Below are 21,528 nucleotides of genomic sequence, written 5' to 3' on the forward strand. Positions count from 1 at the left end.
TGGAGGAAGAGCGCCGAGCGCCTCACGCGGGTCGGGCGCCCACGAGCTTCGCGAGGGCGGGGAGTGCGCGCTCGACGCGGCGCGCCTCGTCCTGCGAGAGGTCTGCGAGCCGCCGCGCGAGCCACGCGGTGCGACGCTCGCGCACGCTCCGGAGCACGCGTGCGCCGTCCTCCGTCAGCCGCAGTCCGACGCGTCGCCGGTCGGTCTCCGAGCGACGTCGCTCGACCAGCCCGTGCGCGACGAGGCGGTCGACGTGGCCCGAGAGCGCCGCCGTCGAGATCCCCTCCTCCGCCGCGAGGTCGCTGAGACTGGACTCGGGCATGTCCTTGACGATGGCGAGGAGCGTCGCCTGCCTGCTCGTGACGCCGAACTGCTCCGTCTCCCGGCGGAGCTCACGCGCCAGCCGGAGCACGGCCGGGCGGAGCGCCTGCGCGACCTCGAGATCGTGATCTGTAACCGGGTTAGTCGTCAACCTGGCTAGAGGCTAGCAGGAGCGGCGCTCTCCTCTGATCAAGAGAAGATCATGCTGGTCGAGCGGCCGGAGGCGTCGCCGGAGACGGTGTCCCTCGTCGTCAGGCGGCGGTGGCTCGCGACCCGACCGCGGCCTCGATCCACGCCGCGCACGCGAGGGTGCGGGCGTCTTCCCCGGGCGGGCCGACGACCTGCACCCCGAGTGGGAGCCCCTGGGCGTCCGTGCCCGCGGGGACGTTGACGACCGGTGTGCCGAGCGCCGACCAGGCCCGGTTGAAGATCGGGTCGCCGGTGGTGGCGAGATCCGGCGCGACCCCGGGCGCGGACGGGGTCACGAGGACGTCGATGCCGGCGAAGACGGCGGAGAGCTCGGCGCGGCACGCGTGCACCCGGCGCCGCGCGTCCTCGTACTCGGCCACGGGCATCGCCGACCCCTCGGCGAGCATCCCGCGCAGCGGCTCACGGATCGAGCCCGCGAACCGGGAGTGCTCGTCGGCGAGGCAGCGGGCGATCTCGTACGTCCAGACGGCGTGCTGCGCGGCGACCAGGCCCGCGAACGATCCGGGAAGCGAGACCGAGGACGGTCGGGCGCCGGCGCGCTCGAGCCGCCCCGGCAGTGCCTCGAAGAGGGAGATCGTCTCCGGCTGCGCCGCCGGCCACTCGTGCGTGAGGCAGATGCCGATCCCGGGCACCGGGAGCTCCGGCGGGAGCGCGAGCCCGCGGCCCGACAGCGAGCCCACGACCAGCGCGGCGTCCTCGACGGTTCGCGTGATCACACCGACGGTGTCGAACGTCTCCGAGATCGCCTTCACCCCGACGCACGGCAGCGTGCCATGGGTCGGCTTGTACCCGACGACCCCGCAGAACGCCGCCGGCCGCACGATCGACCCCGTCGTCTGCGTGGCGAACGCGACCGGGACCATGCCGGCGGCCACCGCCGCCGCCGACCCCGACGACGAGCCGCCCGGCGTCCGTGTCGGGTCGTGCGGGTTCGTCGTCGGTCCCGGCGGCCACGCCGCGAACTCGGTCGTGACGAGCTTCCCGAGGACGACCATGCCGCGCTGCCGCGCGATCGCGACGCTCGCCGCGTCGGCCGGCGGGCGGTGGCCCTCGTAGATCGGCGAGCCGTACGCGGTCGGCATGTCGTGCGTGTCGAAGATGTCCTTCACGCCGACCGGCACCCCGTGCAGCGCGCGGCGCATCGCCGCGGGGACGCCGTCGAGCTCGCGGGCGCGGGTGACCGCCAGCTCCGGATCGAGGTGCACCCACGCCCGGATCGCCGCCTCGCCCGCCTCGACGCGCTCGAGGCACCGCGTCGTCACCGACTCGGCGGTCGCCTCGCCGGCCGACAGCGCCCGCAGGGTCGCTGCGACACCGTCCGGGGCGTGCGCCGGGGAGATCGTGTGTCGACCCGTCACGCGGACAATCTACGACCACGCGGCGGTCGTGGCCCGCTCGCCCGGGCCCGGGGCCTCCCGATCGACGTCCTCCGCGGCAGCGCCCGGATTGCGGGGACGGCAGGCGTTTCGTATCGTCGTCGCGACCCCGACGCAGGGAGGAGCGATGGCACACGATCTCGAGGCGCAGCTGCGCCGCTTGTACGACGGCATCAACACGGGTGACTTCGCGCTGTTCGACGAGCTCGTCGCGGACGACTTCGTCGAGCACGAGGAGCTCCCCGGGATGACCGCGAACGGCAAGGAGGACGTCAAGGCCTTCTTCCAGCTGATGCGGTCGGGCTTCCCCGACCTCCGCTTCGACGTCGAGGACATGGTCGTCGCCGGCGACGTCGGCGTCGTGCGGGCGCGCATGCGCGGGACCCATCAGGGCGAGTTCATGGGCATCCCCGCCACGGGGAACGCCCTGGACGTCCCGCTCATCGACTGGCTTCGCTTCCGTGGCGACCAGGTCGCCGAGCACTGGGGCGTCATGGACTCGGGCGCGATGATGGAGCAGCTCGGCGTCGAGGCGCCGCCCGGGTAGCGCGCGGCCTGGCCTGCGGGCCGCGCCGGGGCGCGGCCCGCCGACCTGCGCTCAGGCGGGCCCGACGGCGGCCCGCAGGCGGGCGATCTCGCGGTGGCGCGACGCGATGTCGTCGCGTGGGGCCGCGAGTCGGAGGTCGCGCAGCGTCTCGAGGGCGGCGAGGAGCACCGGGAGCGGCGGCCCGCTCGCCGTCACCTGCGCGAGGTGCCGGCCCTCGAGCGCCTTCGACGGGCCCTCGATGAAGCGGGAGACGAGCTGGTCGTGGTGCTGCGCCGCCGCGCGGCCGTGGGCCTCGCAGACGCGGAGCAACGCCGTCGCGTTGCGTCGGAACCACGGCGCCGAGCCGCTCGTCTCGAGACAGTCGAGGAACTGGTCGAGGAAGCTCTGTCGGCGGAGGCAGTCGCGGAGGCTCGCCTGGTCCGCGGGCATCATGAACAGCATCTTGTCGACCAGGAGCTGCGAGTAGTACGGGTCGTTCCCGCGGCAGAGGCCGAGCAGCAGGTCGATCTCGTTGATCCCCGAGAAGTCCCCGGCGTTGGCGCCGCGGTACTCGTGGCGGCCGACCCGGTACGGCTTGTAGTAGGGGCGGACGCTGTAGAAGAAGCGGTCGATGTCGATCTCGGCGAAGAGGACGTCGTTGAACGCGGCGACGTCCTCGAGCGCCCGCCGGGCGTCGTCGAACAGCGTCTCGGCGACGGGATGCGAGATCCCGAGAGGTGAGATGCGCATCAGCGCGTCCGCCGCGCGCTTGTAGGCGAAGATCCCCCGCGTGTTGTAGTCGAGGAAGAGGAACTCGTCGACGAGCGACGTGAAGCTCTTCTGCCGGCCGTCCCGGGCCCCGTTGTGCGTCGCGAGGTGAGCGGTCGCGAACCGGGGCACGACGCCGAGCGAGGCACCGATGTGCAAGCCGAGCGCCGACGCCTCCTCGTGCGGGGACTTCTGCTCCCGCGCGGGGTTGGTGAGCTCGTGTCGGCGCAGCGCGGCCATGTAGAGGCCGAGGTCGCCGAGGAGGTCGAACGCACGGTCGAACCCCTCGTCGGTGTTGCCCTCGAGCTGGAGTGCGCGCACGAACGCACGGCCTTCCTCGAGGATCTGCGCCTTCAGGTCGTCACCGACGCCCTCGACGGCCGCGCGATCGTCCTGGGCGAAGTACAGCTCCTCGAGCGCGGTGTTGAGCTCGACGAACGTCGACCGGATCCACGCGTCGAAGGCCTCGGCGTTCGCACTCATCGGCGTCTTCCCTCGTCGCTCCGCCGGCACGAGCCGCTCACGGGGCCAATCTACCACCCGGCCGGCGCACGAACTCCGCGCCGGTGCCCGCCCGCGTCCCGTCCCGTGCCTACCGGTCGAGCTCCGCCCGATCGCCGTACGCCGGGAGCTCGGCGCTCCACCCGAAGCGCTCCTCGACGGCCCGGGCGAGCGCGTGCGAGGCGTCGGGCTCGCCGTGGTTGAGCCAGAGCCGGGTCGGCGGCTCCCGCAGCGCGCCGAGCCAGCGGAGCAGGTCGCCGCGGTCGGCGTGGGCCGAGAGCCCCTGGATCTGACGCACCCGGGCGCGGACCGGGTACATGCGGCCGAAGATCCGCACCTCCTCGGCCCCGTCGAGGATCACCCTCCCGAGCGTCCCCTCCGCCTGGAAGCCGACGAAGAGGATCGTCGACTCGGGCCGGGGGAGGTTCTGGACGAGGTGGTGCTTCACGCGCCCGCCCGTCGCCATCCCCGAGCCCGCCATGATCACGCACGTGCCGCGGATCCGGTTGATCGCCTTCGACTCCTCCACCGATCGCGTCAGCCGCAGCCAGCGCGACGCGCGCTCCAGCTCGCCGCTCTCGACCGCCGCGCGTGTCCGCGCGTCCCAGAAGCCCGGGTGGCGGCGGAAGATCGTGAGCGCGTCGATCGCCATCGGGCTGTCGAGGAACACGAGCACCGGCGGCATCAACCCCGACTCGCCCGCCACCATCAGGTGGAAGAGCAGCTCCTGCGCGCGCTCGATCGCGAACGTCGGCACGACGACGTTCCCGCCGTGCTCGATCGCCTCGGCGACGACGGCCGCGAGCTGGTGCGGGACGTCGGTGGAGCGGTCGTGCTCGCGGTCGCCGTACGTCGACTCGAGGACGATGCCGTCCGCCTCCTCGACGAGTGTCGGGTCGCCCACGATCGGCATGTCCCACTGGCCGACGTCGCCGGAGAAGACGAGGCGACGGCCGCTCGCGCGCTCGGTGACGACGATCGTCGCCGAGCCGAGGATGTGCCCCGCCTCGACGAAGGACGCCTCGAGGCCGTTGCCGAGGTCGACCACCTCGCCGTAGGTCGCGGGACGCATCCGCTCGACGGTGCGCCGCACGTCGTCGACCGTGTAGAGCGGCTCGTACGGATGCGGGCTCGTGCGCCCCTCCCGTCGGTGGCGGCGCCGCTTCGTCTCGACGTCCTCGCGCTGGAGCCGCGCTGCGTCCTCGAGCACGAGCTCGGCGAGGTCGATCGTCGGCGCGGTCGCCACGATCTCGCCCTCGAAGCCGTCGCGGACGAGCCGCGGGAGGAGCCCGCAGTGGTCGAGGTGGGCGTGCGTGAGGAGCACGGTGTCGATCGTGGCGGCATCCAGCGGAAGCCGCTTCCAGTTGCGGTCGAGATGCGCACGCTCCTGGACGAGCCCGCGGTCGACGAGCACCCGCGCGCGTCCACTCTCGAGGAGCGTGCACGAGCCGGTGACGACCCGGTTGGCGCCGAGGAAGTGCAGCCTCACCAGTGCGGGTCTCCTCGTCTGCGCATCGCCACCAGCTCCTCGAAGTCGATGAACGTGAAGAGGGTGACGTCGGGGTCGAAGGGCTCGGGCTCGACGGCGAGGACGTGGACGCCGACGCCGAAGGAGCCCGGCTCGCCGTCGAAGCTGCGCTCGACGAACCCGCGCTCGGCGAACCAGCCTCGGATCGCGGGCGTGAGGTCCGGCGCGGTCCGCCCCCGCGTCCAGACCACCGTTGCGTGCGGGGCGCAGAGCGAGGGCAGCCGGTCGACCGTCCAGGCGATGTCGGCGTCCGTCACGTTGCCGAAGACACCGCACGCGAGCACGAGGTCGGCGGGCACCGCGCCGTCGTAGCTCGCGGTTCGGCCCGCGTCGTCGCGCACGACGTCGATCCGGGTGAGACCCGACGCCCGGGCCGTTCCGGCCGCGATCTCGGCGTTGCGGGCATCGAGCTCGACGAGCCGGGCGACCACGTCGTCACGCCGACGATGCGCAGCGGCCACGGGCAGGAGGTCGCGGCCCTGGCCGGCGCACATGCTGATCACGCGGATCTCCCCCGGGGGGCTCGCGTCGAGCGCCTCCCCGATCCGCCTGCGGACGACCTCGAGCCGTCGGTGCAGCGTCGACTCCCGGTCGTACGCCGCGTGCCAGTCGTGCCAGTCGCGTGGCCCCTCCCGCGCAGGATCGGCGTCCAGCGGCCGGCTCACGGCTCCTCCGGCGTCACCTCGCCGAGGAACGCGCGCATCTCGGCGACCTTCGGCACGTACCCCTTGAGCTCGTAGGTCACGAGCGCCTGCTCGGCCGCCTCACGCGCCGCCTCCTCCTGCCCGGTCGCCCGCAGGACCTCGGCGAGGAAGGTGTGGACGTCGCCGAGGAACGGGCACCCGGGGAGGCCGACCGGGCTCGCCTCGACGATCCGCACGGCCTCGCGTGCGAGCCGCTCCGCCTCCTCGTGCTCGCCGCGGCGGGCGAGCACGCGGGCGCGGATCCCGCGCCACATGTACTGGGTAGCGAGGTCGTTCGACGCGGCTGCGCGCTCCGCCGCCACCGTCGCCTCCTCGGCCTCCTCGAGCCGCCCCTGCAGGAGGAGCACGTCCGCGAGCGTCGCCATCCCCGTCGAGTAGTAGGAACGCTCGCCCGCGCGCTCGAGCGCGTCGAGGCCGGGGAGGAGGATCCGCTCCGCCGCGTCGGGATCCCGGCCCGCGAGCTCGACCCAGGCCGCCGACATCGACGTCGCGCCCCAGAAGACCATCTGCCCGAGCTCGAGCAGCATCCGTCGCCCCTGCTCCACGACGGCGCGCGCCTCGTCGATCCGCCCGCTCGCCGTGTAGATGAGGCCGGTCTGGACGAGCCGCCAGGCCCTACCGAACGGCGTCGCCGGCTCGGGGAGCGAGTCCAGCAGCGCGAGCGCCTCGGAGACCGGCTGCGATCCCTCGAACAGCGCGAACAGGAGCCAGCCGGACGCGTCGTCGGCGAGCTGTGACGCCCCGGCATGGGTGGCGTGGACGATCACGTTCCCTGCGATGTGGGTCATCTCGTCCGGATCGAGCTCGATGTGAGCGCACTGCAGGAGAATGGCGTAGCAGCGCGCCAGCGCCCGGTCGTCGCCGCGCTCCTCCACGCGCGGCAGGCGCTCCGCCACCTCGCTCCGCGCCTCCTCGACACGTCCCTCCGGGTCATTGAGCAGCAGCACGTCGAGCCGCTCCACGACCGCGTCGTCCTCGGCGACGACGTCGCCCGCCTCCCGTGCGAGCGCGATCACCTCGTCGAACGTCGCCACCGCCTGGGCGAGGTGCCCCGCCATCGCAGAGGCGCGGCCGAGGGTCGGCAGCAGCTGTCGCCTGCGGTCTCCGTCGGCGGCCAGGAGCGCCTCCGCCCGGCGGAGGAGCTTCGTCGCTGCGCTCGCGTCGCCGTGGGCGAGGGCGTGCTGCCCGGCGCTCTCGAGCCGCTCCGCCGCGCGCCGCGCGAGGTCACGGGCCCGCCCGTTCGCGGGGCCGACCTCCGAGACGTAGCGGCACGCCTGCTCGAGGTGGTAGCCGAGGATCGCCTCGTGCCGCTCGGCGCGGCCGTTCCCCACCGCCTGCTCGAGCCAGTCGGCCAGCCGCTCGTGCAGGTCGGCGCGCACGCTCTTGGGAACCGCGTCGTAGGCGACGTCACGGACGAGCAGATGGCGAAAGCGGAACGCCTCCTCGCCCGGCAGGTCCGGGCTCTCCGGCCGGATCAGCTCCTTCCGGACGAGCGCGACGAGTGCGTCGGAGATGTCGCGATCGGCGGGTGGTGAGAGCTCGACGACGGCGCCGCGGTGGAAGACGCGTCCCTCGATCGACCCGCGATCGACGACGGCGCGCTCGAGCGGAGCGAGCCGGTCGAGCCGTGCCGCGAGGAGCGCCTGGATCGTCGCCGGCACCTCGACCGCCCCGTCGACGAGCACGTCCTCCTTCGCCATCGCGACGAGCTCCTCGACGAAGAGGGGGTTTCCCTCGGCGACGTCGATGATCCGTGCCTCGGTGCGCTCGTCGAGCGCCGCCCCCGGGACGAGGTTGAGGATGAGCGCCTCCGACTCCCCCCGTGAGAGCGGCTGCAGCATGACCGTCGTCGCGTTCGGCTTCCCGCCGGCCCACCCGGGGTGCACCTCGAGCAGCTCGGGCCGCGCCATGCAGACGACGAGCAGCGGGGACTCCCGGCTCAGGTCGGCGATGTGCTCGACGAGGTCGAGGAACGTCTGCTCCGCCCAGTGCACGTCGTCGAGCACGAGCACGACGGGCTGCACGGCCGCCCACCGCTCGATCGCGCTCCGCACGGCCCAGGCGATCTCGCCCGACGAGGTCGCGTGGAGCGCCTCGTCGAGCTCGTGCTCCGCCCCCGCCTGGCGGAAGACCTCCCACAGCGGCCAGTAGGTGATCCCGTCGCCGTAGGGCAGGCACTTCCCGTGCAGGACGAGCGCGCGCACGTCGAGCTCGCGCTCGAGCTCGAGCACGAGCCGTGACTTGCCGACCCCGGCGGCGCCGAGCACCGTGTACAGGTGGCACGAGCGGTCGTCGACCGCGCGCTCGAAGCCGTGGCGGAGGAGGTCGAGCTCGCGCACGCGACCGACGAGCGGGGACTCGAGATGCCGTGCGATCCCCGGCGCCCCCTCGATCACCCGGACGAGCCGCCACGCCTCGAGGGCGCTCGACTTGCCCTTCGCCTCCACCGGATCGACGGCGACGACCTCGAGCGCGTCGCGGCAGAGCACCCTCGTCGCCTCGCCGATCAGGATCTCGCCGGCCGGGGCGGCCTGCTCCAGGCGGGCGGCGACGTTCACCGCGTCCCCGGTGGCGAGGCGCTGTCCCTCGAGCGTTTCACCGGTGACGACGGCGCCGGTGTTGATGCCGGTGCGCTGCTCGATGCGCACGGCGTGGTCGCGTTCCAGCTCGGCGTTGAGGTCGTGCAGGCGCTCGCGCATCTCGCACGCCGCGCGGCAGGCGCGGAGCGCGTCGTCCTCGTGGACGGCGGGGATGCCGAACACGGCCATCACGGCGTCCCCGATGAACTTCTCCACGGTCGCCCCGTGGCGCTCGAGCACCGCCGACATCTCGTCGAAGTAGCGGGCCATCACGCGCCGCAGCGACTCGGGGTCGAGCCGCTCGCCGAGGGCCGTCGACCCGGCGATGTCGCAGAACAGCACCGTCACCGTCTTCCGCGCCTCGCGCCGCGACGCGCCCTGATCGAGCGGCGCGCCGCACGCCCCGCAGAAGCGGAACCCGTCGGGGCTCTCCTGGCCGCACCGCGTGCAGATCGGCACGACGCAAGCCTACGACCGCCGCATGCGTCGTCGCCAGTGCCGGCCGTCGCGGGAGATGCTTGAATCGGGGCGATGGCGGAGCGTCACCACCTGCGCATCGAGTACTGCGTCCCCTGAGGGGCGCGACCGAACGCCGCCGGTCTGGCGGCCCGGCTGCTCGAGGAGTTCGAGGACGCGATCGGCACGCTGGAGGTCGTGCCGGGCGCGAACGGGATCTTCGACGTGCACGTCGACGACGAGCTCGTGTTCACGAAGAGCATGCTCGGGCGCTATCCGCAGCCCGACGACGTCGCGCCGCTCGTCCGCGCGGCCCTCGGCGCCTGACGCCGACGCGGCCCCCGAGGCGGCTCGGCGTCGTCCGGAACCGGCGGGGACGAGATCGGCGCGCGGCAGTGCGACCGATGACCGGCGGCCTCGATGCGGGCCGGCACGGCAGGGCCCGTCGGGCGTGTTCCCGGGCGGTCGGCGGATGGTTACGGGTTCGTTGCGTCGCCGTCCTCTCTCACGCCGGTCTCAGCTTCGTGTGGTTCCCTAGAGGATCGCCGCCGTCCCCGACGAGGAGCGCACCGTGACCGAGACGCCGCAGGACCCCCCGATCCCCAACCCCGGGGAGGCGAGCCACCAGCTCGAGGAGGCGCTGTTCGAGATCCGGCGGGTGATCGCCGGGCAGGACGCCATGCTCGAGCGCGTCCTCGTCTGCCTGCTCGCCCACGGGCACCTGTTGCTCGAGGGCGTCCCGGGGCTCGCCAAGACGCTCACCGTGAAGACGACCGCCGGCGTCCTCGGCGGGTCGTTCGCACGCATCCAGTTCACGCCCGACCTCGTGCCGTCCGACCTCGTCGGGACGCGCATCTACCGCCCGGACGAGGGCGGCTTCGACACGGAGCTCGGGCCGGTGTTCTGCAACTTCCTGCTCGCCGACGAGATCAACCGCGCGCCCGCGAAGGTGCAGTCGGCGCTGCTCGAGGTGATGCAGGAGCACCAGGTGACGATCGGCCACACGACGCACACGGTGCCCGACCCGTTCCTCGTGATGGCGACCCAGAACCCCATCGAGTCCGAGGGCACCTACCCGCTGCCCGAGGCCCAGGTCGACCGCTTCATGCTGAAGGTGCTGATCGGCTACCCGGCGCACGACGAGGAGCTGACGATCGTCCAGCGCCAGCTCGTCGACGCGCCCGTTCTCCGGCAGGCGCTCGCGCTCGACCAGCTGCTCGCGCTCCAGCGGACGGCGACGACGATCTACGTCGATCCCGCCCTCGTCAGCTACGCGGTCGCGCTCGCCACCGCCACGAGGTTCCCCGCCGATCACGGGCTCGAGGGCCTCCGTGACTACATCGCCTTCGGTGCCAGCCCCCGCGGCCCGATCAGCCTCATCCAGGCCGCCCGCGCGCTCGCGCTGCTGCGCGGCCGCGACTACGTCCTCGCCGAGGACGTCCAGGCGCTCGTCAAGGACGCCTTCCGCCACCGGCTCGTGCTCACCTACCAGGCGCTCGCCGAGGAGGTGACTCCCGACGCCATCCTCGACCACGTCGTCGCAGCGGTGCCCGTGCCGCGACTCGACCTCGCGAGGGTGGACGCGGCGTGACGGTCCTCCGGCTCCGGCGGCCGCAGCGCGCGGCCGGCCCCTCCGATCCCGGGCCGATGCCGGGCGGGGTGCTGCGTGCGCTCGACATCACGATCGCGCGACGCGTGGACGGGCTGCTCGCCGGCGACTACCGATCGACCGTCCTCGGCGACGGAACCGAGCTGGCACAGGTTCGCCCCTACGCGCCCGGTGACGACGTCCGGAGGATCGACTGGAACGTCACCGCGCGGACGGGCCAGCCGCACGTCCGCGTCCATCTCGCGGACCGCGTCCTCGTCACGTGGCTCGTGCTCGACACGTCCGCCTCGATGGCGTTCGGCACGGCCGACCGGCGCAAGGCCGACGTCGCCGAGGGCGCCGCGATCGCCGTCGGCCACGTCGCCACGCGGAGGGGAAACCGTCTCGGAGTGGTCACGTTCGGCGACACCGGCCCCCGAACGCTGCCGCCGAGGCAGGGGCGCGCCGGCCTGCTCGGGCTCCTCGGGGCGGTCGGGCGCGAGACCGACCGCGCGCCCGTCGGGGCGACGTCGCTCGGTGAGGCCGTGACGCGCACGGCCGCCGTGGCGCAGCAGCGCGCGCTCGTGATCATCGTGTCGGACTTCCGCGGCCCGCAGGACTGGCGCCGGCCGCTGACCGCGCTCGCGGGCCGTCACGACGTGATCGCCGTCGAGGTCCGCGACCCCCGCGAGCAGGAGCTCCCGGACGTGGGCGAGCTCTGGCTGGTCGACCCGGAGACGAGGCGGCAGATCCGCGTCGACACGCGGGACGCGTCGCTGCGCCGGCGCTTCGCCGAGGCCGCAGCGGAGGAGCGCGCCGCCGTCGCCCGGGCGCTCGCCGCCGTCGGCGTCCGCCACGTCGTCCTGTCGACGTCGGGCGACTGGCTCCGCCACCTCGCCGCGTTCCTGTCGAGGCGGAGCCGGTGAGCTTCGAGGCTCCGCTCGCGCTGCTCGGGCTCCTGATCGTGCCCGGGCTCGTGCTGCTCTACGTGCTCCGGGAGCGCCGTCGCGCCCGCTCGGCGGAGCGGTTCGCGAGCGCGGCCCTGCTCCCCGGGGTCGTCGACCGGTCGCCACGCTTTCGCCGTCATCTGCCGCTCGCCGTCCTCGTCGCCGCGTTCGCGCTGATGGTGGTCGGGGTCGCCCGCCCACACGCGGTCGTGAGCGAGGGGCGTGAGGAGGCGACGGTGGTCCTCGTCATCGACACGTCGCGCTCGATGAGCGCGACCGACGTCGTGCCGTCACGGCTCGGGGCCGCGCGCGGCGCGGCCGAGGCGTTCCTGGGGACGATCCCCGAGAAGTTCCGGGTCGGCATCGTCGCCTTCGCGTCGCTCGCCGTCGTGACGTTGCCGCCGACCGAGGACCGGCAGCTCGCCGCGGAAGCGCTCGCGACGTTGCGCAACGGCGAAGGCACGGCGCTCGGCGATGCGGTCGTGCTCGCCGCCGAGCTCGGGCAGAAGGAGCGCCGCGACGACGGGACCGTGCCACCGACCTCGGTGCTGCTCATCTCCGACGGGGCCCCGGACGGAGGAGAGATCGAGCCGCTCGAGGCGGCGAGGCGCGCCAAGGAGCTCGAGGTGCCGGTCTCCACGGTCGTCGTGGGCACACCCGAGGGAACCGTCGAGGCTCCCCTCGAGGGCGGGTACACGCAGGTCATCCGCGTGCCGCCCGAGCCCGACACGCTGCGCGAGATCTCCGAGGTGACCGGTGGCGAGCACTTCACCGCCGCCGACCCCGAGGCTCTGCGCGCCGTCTACGAGGATCTTGGATCGCGCCTCGGCTCGCGCGACGTGGAGCGTGAGGTGACGAACGCGTTCGCCGGCGGCGCGGTCGTCCTGCTGCTCGCCGGCGGCGCCCTCTCGGCGCTCTGGCTGCGGAGGATGCCGTGAGGCGGCTCCTCGTGCTCCTCGCCACCGCGGTCACCGCGGCCGCCGCGTTCGTCGCGCCGGCCGCCGCGACGAACGAGTGCCAGGGGCTCCTCGTCTGCGTCCCGGTCGCCGGCCCCTGGGTCGTCGTCCCGTCGAAGGCCGCGGTGCCGCGACCGCGCGCCGACTTCCACCTCTCGTGCCCCGAGGGGCACGTCGTCGCGGGGCTCGACGCGGAGCTCAGCCACCGCGGGATCGACATCACGTTCCCGGGCCTGCTCGGCAGCCCCGTCGGCCCGGGCGTCACGACCGAGCGGGCGGCGCTCTTCACCGGAACCTACGTCGGTGCCACGCCGCAGACGACGAGCTTCCGACCGCACATCGGCTGCGTCCCGACCGCGGGCGGAGGCAGCCGTGTCCCGGTGGCGCACACGGCGTTCCCACCCGGCCCACCGAGCGCGCGGCGGGTGACGGCCGTTCGGGTACCCGCCCGGTCGACGCCGGTCCGCGCACGGCGCGCCTGCGCAGCCGGTGAGCGGCTCGTCTCCGGATGGGTCACGCTCGCCTTCCGCACCGAGGGCCCACCGGCGGCGCGCCTCGTCGCAGCCGTGAGGATCGCGAGCCGCGTGAACGCCCGTGCGGTCACGGCCACGGTGCGCGGTGGCCCTGCGCTCCAGGGTGTGCGGGCGATCGTCCAGGTCGGCGCCGTGTGCGCGGGTGACCGATGACGCTCCTCAGCCCCCTCCTCCTGCTCACGCTCCTCGCGGTGCCGCTCGCGATCGGGATCGCCTGGCTCGCGGAGCGCAGGCGCATGCGGTACGCGGTCACGTTCACGAACGTCGACGTGCTCGCGTCGGTCGCGCCGCGGCGGTCGTGGCGCAGGTTCGTGCCCTTCGGGCTCTTCCTCCTCGCCCTGACCGTGCTCGGCATCGCCGTCGCGAGGCCGCAGATCGACACCACCGTCACGCAGGAGAAGGCGACCGTCGTCCTCGTGATCGACCACTCCGGCTCGATGTTCGCGGACGACGTGCGCCCGTCGCGGCTCGCCGCTGCGCAGGAGGCGGTGCGGGCGTTCCTCGGCAAGGTTCCCGACCGCGTGCGCGTCTCGCTCGTCGTCTTCGCGTCCGAGCCGTTCGTCGTCACGCCGCCGACGACCGACCACGACCTCGTGCGGCTCGCGGTGGACTCGCTCGGCAGCTACCCCGTGCGCGGCACGGCGATCGGGGACGCGCTCGCGGCCGCCGTCGAGCTCGCCGAGCGGGCGGTCGGCACCGGCCCGCCGCCCGGGGAAGGCGAGGGGACGACGATCGCGTTCCGGACGCTGGCCGAGGCCGAGAGCCCGCCGCCGTCCTCGCCCGCTTCGATCCTCTTCCTCTCGGACGGCTCCCAGACGCGGGGCTACCTGACCCCGGAGGAGGGGGCGGACCGGGCGAAGGCCGCGGGGATCCCCGTCTACACGATCTCCCTGGGAACCGAGGACGGCGTCCTCACGCGCAGCTTCGGCGGCTTCGAGCAGGCGATCCCCGTCCCGCCGGACCCGGCGACGCTCCGCGCGATCGCCGACACGACGGGCGGTGGGTTCTTCGAGGCGCAGAGTGCGGAGGCGCTCACCTCGGCCTACCAGTCGCTCGGCTCGAGCCTCGCCCGGATCCCCGGGACGCGCGAGATCACCTCGTGGCTCGTCGCGATCGCGGGCGCCGTGCTGCTCGGTGCGGGGGCGTTGGCGGTGCTCTGGTCGCCGCGGCTGCCCTGAGCGTGCCGGGTCCGTGCCGATCGCTCCACGGAGCCGCATGAACGCTGAGCATCGTCCCGGCGGGACACTTTCGCCGACCGCCTGATCGCCGCACCCTCTGCCTCGTCATCGAGTCGAGGAGGGATGTGCGTTGAAGAGACAGTGGTCGACGCTGGCAGCCGTACTGCTCGTGGGGCTCGTCGCAGCCGCGTCGCTCGCGGTCGCCGGCGTCCGGGACGACCCGACGGTCACGGCCTGCCGGCACGTGCGGACGGGGCTCCTGCGCGCCGTGCGCACCGAGGATGCCTGCCGCCGCAACGAGGCCGTGCTCCGCTGGAGCGTCCGCGGCCCGCGCGGGCTCCCGGGGCCGGAGGGCCCGGCCGGGCAGCAGGGCGAGCAGGGGCCGCAGGGGCCGCAGGGGCCTCAGGGCGAGCCCGGGCCTCCCGGGCCCGCCGGTCTTGCCGGTGTGGATGGGGCGGCCGGGCCGCCTGGGCCTCCCGGCCCCGCGGGCATGCCCGGGGCACACGGGCCCGCCGGGCCGCCGGGGCCCGCCGGCACGACGTCGCTCGCATCGCTGAGCGGAACGACCTGCACGACCTTCGCCGGCGACCCGGGTCGGGTCGAGGTGGAGGTGACGGCCTCCGACGTCGTCGTCCTGCGGTGTGCCGCGGGCTCGACGCCGCCGCCTCCGCCGCCGGGCGAGGGGGCGGGCCGGCTCGTCATCAACGAGATCGACTACGACCAGGTGGGTGCCGATGCCGGTGGGTTCGTCGAGATCGCGAACACCGGTGAGGCGAGCGTCGTCCTCGACGGCGTCGCGGTCGTGCTCGTCAACGGCGGTGACGGCAGCGAGTACGGCCGCGCGACCCTGACGGGCGCGCTCGCACCGGGCGGATACCTCGTCGTCGAGCTCGAGGCACAGAACGGCGCCCCGGACGGTGTCGCGCTCGTCGACACCGCCGACGGCACGCTGCTCGACGCCCTCGCGTACGAGGGCGAGATCAGGGCGGCGTCGATCGACGGGCGGACGTACGACCTCGTCGAGGGGTCCGCGCTGCCGGCGGAGGTCGCGGACTCGAACGCCGTCGACGGCTCGCTCGCGCGGCTGCCCGACGGGCGGGACACGAACGACGCCGCCTCCGACTGGGCCTTCACCACGACGGTGACGCGCGGGGCGGCGAACGTCGCCACGGGCTAGGGCCGACCGGGACGGGAGGACGTGGGGCACGGGCGCCTCGCCCGTGCCCCGGGCCTCGGCGGGAGCGCGGGGTGACACCGACCGGGCTAGCGACCACCCTCCTCACGCTGGCGCGCCCGCATCGCGCGGCTCGTCGTGCGCCACTTGCGACGCTGCTCCGCCTGCGCGCGCTTGTCGAGGCGTCGCTCGAGCACCTCCAGCTCCCGTTCGAGCTTGCGGTAGCTCTCCCAGCGCTCGGGCGACAGGCGCCCCTCGTCGAGGGCCGTCCGCACCGCGCACCCGGGCTCCGTCTCGTGCGCGCAGTCCCGGAACCGGCAGTCCGGGAAGAGCGACGTCACGTCGTCGAACGCCTCCTCGAGCCCGTGGTCGGCGACCCAGAGCTGGAGCTCCCGCATGCCCGGCGTGTCGATCACGAGCCCGCCTCCGGGAAGCCGAACGAGCTCGCGGCGCGTCGTGGTGTGGCGGCCCTTGCCGTCGGCGCGGATCTCCTGCGTCGCAAGCAGCTCCTCGCCGACGAGGACGTTGACGAGTGTCGACTTCCCGACGCCGGACGAGCCGAGCAGCGCCGCCGTCCGTCCCGCGCCGACCTCGGAGCGCACGGCCTCGAGGCCTTCGCCGGTGCGCACCGAGACCGTGTGCACCGGCACGCCGGCGGCGATCTCGCACACCTCGGCGACGGCGGGAGCGGCGTCGTCGACGAGGTCGCTCTTCGTGAGGAGGATCACCGGCGCCGCGCCGGACTCCCACGCGAGCGTGAGGTACCGCTCGAGCCGCCGGAGGTTGAGGTCCTCGTTCAGCGACGTGACGATGAAGACCACGTCGACGTTGGCCGCGACGACCTGTTCCTCCGTCGTCGCCGAGGCAGGGTCGTGAGCCGCGAGCCGCGAGAACTTCGAGCGGCGCGGCAGGACGGCGTGGATCACGCCGCGGCCGGGCTCCGTCTGCTCGACCGCGACCCAGTCGCCGACCACGGGCAGGTCGGACGGGGACGCCGCGGCCCGGACGATGCGTACCGGTACCTCGCAGCGCCGCTCGCCGTCCTCGCCGACGACGTCGTAGGCGCCTCGATGCTGGATGCTGACGCGGTAGGGGACGAGCCCCGCGGCGGCGTGCTCGTCGAACTGTTCCTGTCGCTCGGCGTCCCAGCCGAGCAGCGTGAGATCGGTCAACCGACTCCCTTCCGGTTCGGAATGAATGAAAGCGGCGCGCGGCGGCGCGCGCCAGGCGCGCGAGATCGTCGGCGTGGGCTACGCGACGGGACGCGCGACGGATGGGGTGGAGGATCGTGCAGTCGTCATCGGCGTCCTCCTCTCGTCGGCGTTGACGGGCACAGGATGCCAGACCTCACGCGAGCAGCGCGAGCGCGACGCCGCCGCGCGCCGTCCAGAGAGCGGTGCGGGCCCAGCTCGTCCGCACGAGCGCGTCGTGGGCCGCGCCGTCGAAGCCCCGCTCGAGCCGCCGGTGGAGCGGCACCTGGACGAGCGCGGTCGAGAGCCACACGAGCAGGACGAGAACCCCGCCGACAACGGTGAGGGGAGACGGCTCCAGCACGATCAGCAGCGCCGCGGTCGCGGCCTCGGTGACCATCAAGGGCGCCACCACCACCGTCGTCCGTCGCACGTGCTCCCGCTCGTATGCGGGAAACGCCTCCCCTCCGACCGACCCGAAGAGGGGGTAGTGGACGACCTGGACGAACCAGGCGAGCCCGCACATCGCGAGCGTCGCCGCGGCGTGCGCGAGCAGGACTGTGGTCACGCGAGGTCGGCCAGCGCGGCTTCGGCCGCGCGGCGCCCGGACGCCATCGCACCGTTCAGCGAGGGGTGCTCGCGGTGGTCGCCGCAGGCGTAGAGCCCGCGCGCCAGTCGTGGCGGCCGCAGCAGGCTCGCGCCGACGCGGAACGTCGGCAGGGCGTGCGGGATCGCGTGCGTGTGCAGGTGCGACCACCCGTCCACCTGCCGGCCGAACCAGGCCCGCAGCTGGTGGCGGACGGCGTCGAGATCCGGGTCGTCGACGCCCGGCACGCTCGCGGAGACGAGCGCCCGGCCGGCGGGTGCGTACGTCGGCGCGATCTCGCTCGGAACGCAGAGGTTGTTCACGGGTCCGGTGTGGTCGCCGTCCAGCACGAGCCACGGGCCCGTCAGCGGTGGGCGCTCGGCGGCGAACGAGACGGACGAGACCGCGTTCCATCCGTGGGGAGGCTCGTCGACGAGGCCGGCGGTGGCGACCACGACCACGCGTGCGCTCAGTGTCTCGCCCGACGCCAGCGTGACCGCGGACGGCCCGACCGTGGCGACGTGCGCCTGCAGGCGGATCTCGAGGTCGCCGGCGAGCTGCTCCGCGATCGCCCCCATCCCCAGGGCCGGGAGCGCCGCCGGTGCGCCGGCGAACGCCTGGAGGACGAACGAGAGGACGTCGCTCGACGTCTCGAGCCGCGGGTCGAGGGTGATCCCGCGCAGGAAGGGGACGAGGAAGGCGTCCCGCGCCCGGGCGGAGACCGCCGCCCGGCGCAGGGCCTCCGCCGTCGTCGTCTCCTCGTGCTCGCCGCGCTCGAGGCGGAACAGCCCCGGCAGGTCGCGCGGCGTGACGACGCCGCCCGCCAGCGAGCGGACACCGCGCACGACGTGGCCGCGTGGATCCGCGACCCGCCGGAAGCGCCCGCCGACGCGGACGATCGCGCCGCGGGCGAAGGGGCGGAGCGAGAGCGATGCGAAGTCCAGCTCGCGCTTCGCCTCCGGGTACGAGGTCGGGAGCACCTGGAACCCGCGGTCGAGTCGGAAGCCCTCGACGAGGTCGGTCCGCACGCGTCCCCCCGGCGCGTCTCCGCTCTCGAGCACGACGACGTCGAGATCGGCACGGGCGAGGGCCCGGGCGCACGTCAGGCCGGCGACGCCGGCGCCGACGACGATCGCGTCAGGGGACGTTGCCATCCACCGAGAGTATCCGCGCCGCGGCGCCTCCGGGTCAGTCGAGTGCGGCACGGAGGCCGGACTCGAGGTCCGGGTGGGCGAACGCGAAGCGTGCGTCCTGGAGTCTCGCCGGGACGGCGCGCTGCCCGCCGAGCAGCATCTCCTCGCCCATCGTGCCGAACATCGTGCGCACGGCGAACGCGGGGAGCGGGATCACCGTTGGTCGACCGAGCACCCTGCCGAGCGTCTTCGTGAACTCGGCGTTCGTCACCTGCTGCGGCGCCACGACGTTGACGGGGCCCGACGCGTCGCCCTCGAGCGCCCACGCGTACGCCGCGACGACGTCCTCGAGCGAGACCCACGCCCAGTACTGGTCGCCGCTGCCGACGCGGCCGCCTGCGCCGAACTTGAACGGCGTGAGGAGCTTGGCGAGCGCGCCGCCGTCGGCCGAGAGGACGATGCCCTGGCGCAGGTGGACGGTCCGCGCGCCTGCCGCCCGCGCCGGCTCCGCCGCCGTCTCCCACGCCTCGCACACGTCGGCGAGGAAGCCCGTCCCCTTGGGGCTCTCCTCCGTCAGCTCGTCGTCCCCGCGATCACCGTAGAAGCCGATCCCCGAGGCGACGATCAGCGCCGGATGCGGTGACGACGCAGCGGCGGTCTCGGCCAGGAGCCGGGTCGTCTGCACGCGCGAGGACAGGATGCGCTCCCGTGCGCTCTGCGACCAGCGCTGGCCGATCGTCGCCCCGGCGAGGTTGACGATCGCGTCGACGCCGTCGAGGGCGCCGCGATCGAGCGTTCCCGCCGCCGGGTCCCAGTTGCACTCGTCCGGCGCCGACGGGGAACGACGGACGAGCCGGAGCACGTCGTGCCCCCGCCCCGTGAGCTCCGGGACGAGCGCGGAGCCGATCAGGCCCGAGGCGCCGGCGATCGCGATCTTCACGGAGATAACTATACAAAAACGGGACAAGGGAGGAGCGCGGTGGCTGGCTCCTCCGTGGTACCGGCGTGCGAAGATCGCGCGATGGACGTGCGTGCAGCCGTCGAGCAGGTCTGGCCCGGGCGGCGCGCGAGCTGGGAAGTGCTCGGGAGCGGCCTGACGAGGCACAACGTCAAGGTCACGCTCGACGGTGAGGAGACGTTCGTCTTGCGGCTCGTCGGGCCCGAGACGGAAGCGCTCGGGATCGACCGCGGCGTCGAGCGCGAGGCCTGTCTCGCGGCCGCCGCGGTCGGCGTCGGCCCGCTGGTGGAGGCGTTCGTCGAGCCGAGCGGGCCGCTCGTGACACGCTGGCTGCCGGGTCACCCGCTGACGCCCGATGACCTGCGCTCCGAGGAAGCGCTGCGCCGCGTCACCGCGGCCCTGCGTGTCGTCCACCGAGGGCCGCCGCTACCACGCCGCTACCACGCATTCGAGGTCGTGGAGGATCTACGGTCGACCGCCTTCGCCCACGGAGCGGAGCTCCCGCCCGAGTACGTGCGGGCGCGCCAGCTCGCGCGGCGCATCGCGCGGGCCCGCGGGCCCACCCCCGAGCGGCTCTGTCACAACGACCTCGTATGCGCCAACCTGATCGACGACGGCACGCGGATCCGCATCGTCGACTGGGAGGTGGCGGGCATGGGCGACGTCTTCTTCGACCTCGCCTCCGTCGCCGTCGACGCGGAGCTCGACGCCGACGCGCGCCGCCTGCTCCTCGAGGCGTATGCGCGCTTCGTCCGCCCGCAGGACGAGCGGGCGCTCGAGCTGATGCGGTTCATGGTCGTCTACCGCGACGCGCTCTGGGGTGTCGTCCAGGGTGCCGTCGCGGACGTCGCCTTCGACGTCGCGGGCTACGTCGCGGAGCGGTTCGCGCAGCTCGAGGCGATCGCCGTCGACCCCGCCTTCACCGCCGCGCTCGCCCATGGCTGACGGTGTCGTCGTGAGGCCGCGTCGGGTCTCCGCGCCTCTGTCCGGGGCCGCGCACCCGTTGCGCTAGCCGGGTGGCCGGAGCGCGGCGAACGGGTCCGTGATCTCGAGCCTGCGCCGGCGGAACCGGAACACCTCCGCGGGGCGGCCTCCTCCGGGGCCCGGCGCGCGCTGGCGGCCCGTGGACTCGAGGACGCCGCGCCGGAGGAGCACCCGCTTCAGGTTCGTCGCCGACACCTCGTGCCCGAGGGCCGCGACGTAGATCTCGCGCAACTCGGCCAGGGTGAACGTCGTCGGCGCCAGGGCGAAGCCGATGTTCGAGTAGGAGAGCTTCGCCCGCAGCCGGTCGCGCCCGGCGAGGATCAGCTCGCGGTGGTCGAACGCCGTCGCCGGAAGGGCGTCGAGGTCGTGCCACGCCGTGTCCGCCGGCACGCTGGGATCGATGCCGAGCGGGACGAGCCCGAGGTAGGCCGTGGCGACCTCTCGGTCGGACGGCGTCCGGTCGGGGTCCGAGACCGTGGCGAGCTGCTCGAGGTACGCGACCTCGCGCACGTCGACCTTCGCGGTGAGGTGGCGGAGGATCGACTCCTCGAGCGTCTCGCCGTGCACGAGCACGCCGCCCGGGAGCGCCCAGGCACGGCGAAACGGCTCGCGCGCCCGTTCCCAGAGCAGCACGGCGAGCGCGCCCTCGCGCACCTGGAGCACGACGGCGAGCACGACGTGCGTGGGAGGGACAGGTGGGGTGGTAGACTTCGGCACCGAGGTTATCGACTCTAAGGCGAAAACTACCATGACCACATCTCGGAATACAGGCGGTGAGCAAGAGCTCGCCCTCGTCGTGGTCGGGAGCGGGGTCGCGGGTCTGTTCTCGGCGCTGTGCGCGGCCGCGGAGGGCGACGTCCTCGTCGTCACGAAGGGCCCGCTGCTCGCCTCCACGAGCCTGCTCGCGCAGGGTGGGATCGCCGCCGCCGTCGGCGAGGACGACTCCCCGGAGCTCCACGCCGAGGACACGTTCGCCGCGGGGCGGGGCCTCTGCCGACCGGGTGCCGTAAGGGCGCTGACCGAGGAGGCGCCCGCACGGATCCAGGACATCGTCGAGCTCGGCGTCGACTTCGACGAGGGGCTCGGTCTCGAGGGCGGGCACGGCCGCCGGCGCGTCGTCCACGCCGGGGGTGCGGCGACGGGCGACCGCGTGGCGCGCGTCCTGGCGGAGCGCGTCCTCGAGCACCCGCGGATCGCGGTCGTCGAGGGCGAGCGGATGCTCGGCCTCTGGCAGGCCGGCGATCGCTGCGTGGGCGTGGTCACGGACGGACGGGCGATACCGGCTCGGGCGACGCTGATCGCGACCGGTGGTGCGTCCGCCCTCTGGGAGCG

At 73.9% G+C, this 21,528-nt stretch carries 20 protein-coding genes and 1 pseudogene; 10 read left to right on the forward strand and 11 right to left on the reverse strand.

Annotated features, from left to right (window positions below; genetic code table 11):
- Positions 1-22: 22 nt before the first annotated feature.
- The gene (locus tag AC162C_RS03245) at positions 23-472 is read right to left on the reverse strand and encodes a MarR family winged helix-turn-helix transcriptional regulator (protein WP_462973989.1); all 450 of its coding nucleotides are present in this window, start codon (positions 470-472) and stop codon (positions 23-25) included.
- Positions 473-572: 100 nt separating this feature from the next.
- Positions 573-1,889 carry an amidase gene (locus tag AC162C_RS03250; RefSeq protein WP_484096288.1) on the reverse strand — a complete coding sequence of 439 codons (1,317 nt, stop codon included), beginning with the start codon at positions 1,887-1,889 and terminating at the stop codon, positions 573-575.
- 145 nt (positions 1,890-2,034) lie between these two features.
- Between AC162C_RS03250 and AC162C_RS03255 the strand changes: the two genes are divergently transcribed.
- The gene (locus tag AC162C_RS03255; protein ID WP_484096289.1) at positions 2,035-2,454 is read left to right on the forward strand and encodes an ester cyclase; all 420 of its coding nucleotides are present in this window, start codon (positions 2,035-2,037) and stop codon (positions 2,452-2,454) included.
- Between the two features lie 51 nt (positions 2,455-2,505).
- Here the strand turns inward: AC162C_RS03255 and AC162C_RS03260 are convergent, their stop codons facing one another.
- The 4 genes from AC162C_RS03260 to AC162C_RS03275 all read right to left on the reverse strand — a co-directional run bounded on the left by AC162C_RS03260 (position 2,506) and on the right by AC162C_RS03275 (position 8,972).
- Positions 2,506-3,684, reverse strand: coding sequence for a PrnB family protein (locus AC162C_RS03260; RefSeq protein WP_484096290.1), 1,179 nt, complete (start codon positions 3,682-3,684; stop codon positions 2,506-2,508).
- A gap of 109 nt (positions 3,685-3,793) precedes the next feature.
- A complete protein-coding gene (locus AC162C_RS03265; protein WP_484096291.1) occupies positions 3,794-5,191 on the reverse strand; it encodes an MBL fold metallo-hydrolase RNA specificity domain-containing protein in 1,398 nt (465 codons plus the stop codon).
- The gene (locus AC162C_RS03270; protein WP_484096292.1) at positions 5,188-5,895 is read right to left on the reverse strand and encodes a class I SAM-dependent methyltransferase; all 708 of its coding nucleotides are present in this window, start codon (positions 5,893-5,895) and stop codon (positions 5,188-5,190) included. Before AC162C_RS03270 ends, AC162C_RS03265 begins: the two co-directional genes overlap by 4 nt.
- Positions 5,892-8,972, reverse strand: coding sequence for an AAA family ATPase (locus tag AC162C_RS03275; protein WP_484096293.1), 3,081 nt, complete (start codon positions 8,970-8,972; stop codon positions 5,892-5,894). The genes AC162C_RS03270 and AC162C_RS03275 overlap by 4 nt, the downstream gene beginning before the upstream one ends.
- 135 nt (positions 8,973-9,107) lie before the next feature.
- Here AC162C_RS03275 and AC162C_RS03280 point away from each other — a divergent pair.
- The 7 genes and pseudogenes from AC162C_RS03280 to AC162C_RS03310 all read left to right on the forward strand — a co-directional run.
- Positions 9,108-9,296, forward strand: a pseudogene (locus AC162C_RS03280) (Rdx family protein); the annotation flags it as partial.
- 244 nt (positions 9,297-9,540) lie between these two features.
- Positions 9,541-10,560, forward strand: a complete 1,020-nt coding sequence (locus AC162C_RS03285; protein WP_484096294.1) for an AAA family ATPase — start codon at positions 9,541-9,543, stop codon at positions 10,558-10,560.
- Positions 10,557-11,483, forward strand: coding sequence for a DUF58 domain-containing protein (locus AC162C_RS03290; protein WP_484096295.1), 927 nt, complete (start codon positions 10,557-10,559; stop codon positions 11,481-11,483). The genes AC162C_RS03285 and AC162C_RS03290 overlap by 4 nt, the downstream gene beginning before the upstream one ends.
- The gene (locus AC162C_RS03295; RefSeq protein ID WP_484096296.1) at positions 11,480-12,442 is read left to right on the forward strand and encodes a VWA domain-containing protein; all 963 of its coding nucleotides are present in this window, start codon (positions 11,480-11,482) and stop codon (positions 12,440-12,442) included. Before AC162C_RS03290 ends, AC162C_RS03295 begins: the two co-directional genes overlap by 4 nt.
- A complete protein-coding gene (locus tag AC162C_RS03300) occupies positions 12,439-13,146 on the forward strand; it encodes a hypothetical protein (protein WP_484096297.1) in 708 nt (235 codons plus the stop codon). Before AC162C_RS03295 ends, AC162C_RS03300 begins: the two co-directional genes overlap by 4 nt.
- Positions 13,143-14,171, forward strand: a complete 1,029-nt coding sequence (locus tag AC162C_RS03305) for a VWA domain-containing protein (protein ID WP_484096298.1) — start codon at positions 13,143-13,145, stop codon at positions 14,169-14,171. Before AC162C_RS03300 ends, AC162C_RS03305 begins: the two co-directional genes overlap by 4 nt.
- A gap of 130 nt (positions 14,172-14,301) precedes the next feature.
- A complete protein-coding gene (locus AC162C_RS03310; protein WP_484096299.1) occupies positions 14,302-15,348 on the forward strand; it encodes a lamin tail domain-containing protein in 1,047 nt (348 codons plus the stop codon).
- 86 nt (positions 15,349-15,434) lie between these two features.
- Here AC162C_RS03310 and rsgA read toward each other — a convergent pair whose 3' ends face one another.
- The 4 genes from rsgA to AC162C_RS03330 form a co-directional block, all read right to left on the reverse strand.
- Positions 15,435-16,517: a ribosome small subunit-dependent GTPase A gene (gene rsgA, locus AC162C_RS03315; protein WP_484096300.1), complete on the reverse strand. Its 1,083-nt coding sequence runs from the start codon at positions 16,515-16,517 to the stop codon at positions 15,435-15,437.
- Positions 16,518-16,692: 175 nt separating this feature from the next.
- Positions 16,693-17,103: a hypothetical protein gene (locus tag AC162C_RS03320; protein WP_484096301.1), complete on the reverse strand. Its 411-nt coding sequence runs from the start codon at positions 17,101-17,103 to the stop codon at positions 16,693-16,695.
- The gene (locus AC162C_RS03325) at positions 17,100-18,275 is read right to left on the reverse strand and encodes an FAD-dependent oxidoreductase (RefSeq protein WP_484096302.1); all 1,176 of its coding nucleotides are present in this window, start codon (positions 18,273-18,275) and stop codon (positions 17,100-17,102) included. Before AC162C_RS03325 ends, AC162C_RS03320 begins: the two co-directional genes overlap by 4 nt.
- A 34-nt stretch (positions 18,276-18,309) precedes the next feature.
- Entirely contained in the window at positions 18,310-19,194 is an 885-nt protein-coding gene (locus AC162C_RS03330; protein WP_484096303.1) for a TIGR01777 family oxidoreductase, read from the reverse strand.
- 81 nt (positions 19,195-19,275) lie between these two features.
- On the opposite strand from AC162C_RS03330, the gene AC162C_RS03335 reads away from it, so the two are divergent.
- Positions 19,276-20,157, forward strand: coding sequence for a phosphotransferase (locus AC162C_RS03335; RefSeq protein ID WP_484096304.1), 882 nt, complete (start codon positions 19,276-19,278; stop codon positions 20,155-20,157).
- A gap of 63 nt (positions 20,158-20,220) precedes the next feature.
- On the opposite strand, the gene AC162C_RS03340 is transcribed toward AC162C_RS03335, so the two are convergent.
- Complete coding sequence (locus AC162C_RS03340; RefSeq protein WP_484096305.1) at positions 20,221-20,871, reverse strand: NUDIX hydrolase; 651 nt, start codon at positions 20,869-20,871, stop codon at positions 20,221-20,223.
- A 73-nt stretch (positions 20,872-20,944) separates the two neighbouring features.
- Here AC162C_RS03340 and AC162C_RS03345 point away from each other — a divergent pair.
- Positions 20,945-21,528, forward strand: a 584-nt coding sequence (locus AC162C_RS03345; protein ID WP_484096306.1) for an FAD-dependent oxidoreductase, incomplete at its 3' end; no start/stop codon positions are given.

This window comes from Gaiella sp. (genome assembly GCF_057140465.1).

Coding starts and splice junctions, on each gene's coding strand:
- AC162C_RS03255 (WP_484096289.1), top strand. CDS start 2,035: ATGGCACACGATCTCGAGGCGCAGCTGCGCCGCTTGTACGACGGCATC.
- AC162C_RS03260 (WP_484096290.1), bottom strand. CDS start 3,684: ATGAGTGCGAACGCCGAGGCCTTCGACGCGTGGATCCGGTCGACGTTC.
- AC162C_RS03305 (WP_484096298.1), top strand. CDS start 13,143: ATGACGCTCCTCAGCCCCCTCCTCCTGCTCACGCTCCTCGCGGTGCCG.
- AC162C_RS03325 (WP_484096302.1), bottom strand. CDS start 18,275: ATGGCAACGTCCCCTGACGCGATCGTCGTCGGCGCCGGCGTCGCCGGC.
- AC162C_RS03335 (WP_484096304.1), top strand. CDS start 19,276: ATGGACGTGCGTGCAGCCGTCGAGCAGGTCTGGCCCGGGCGGCGCGCG.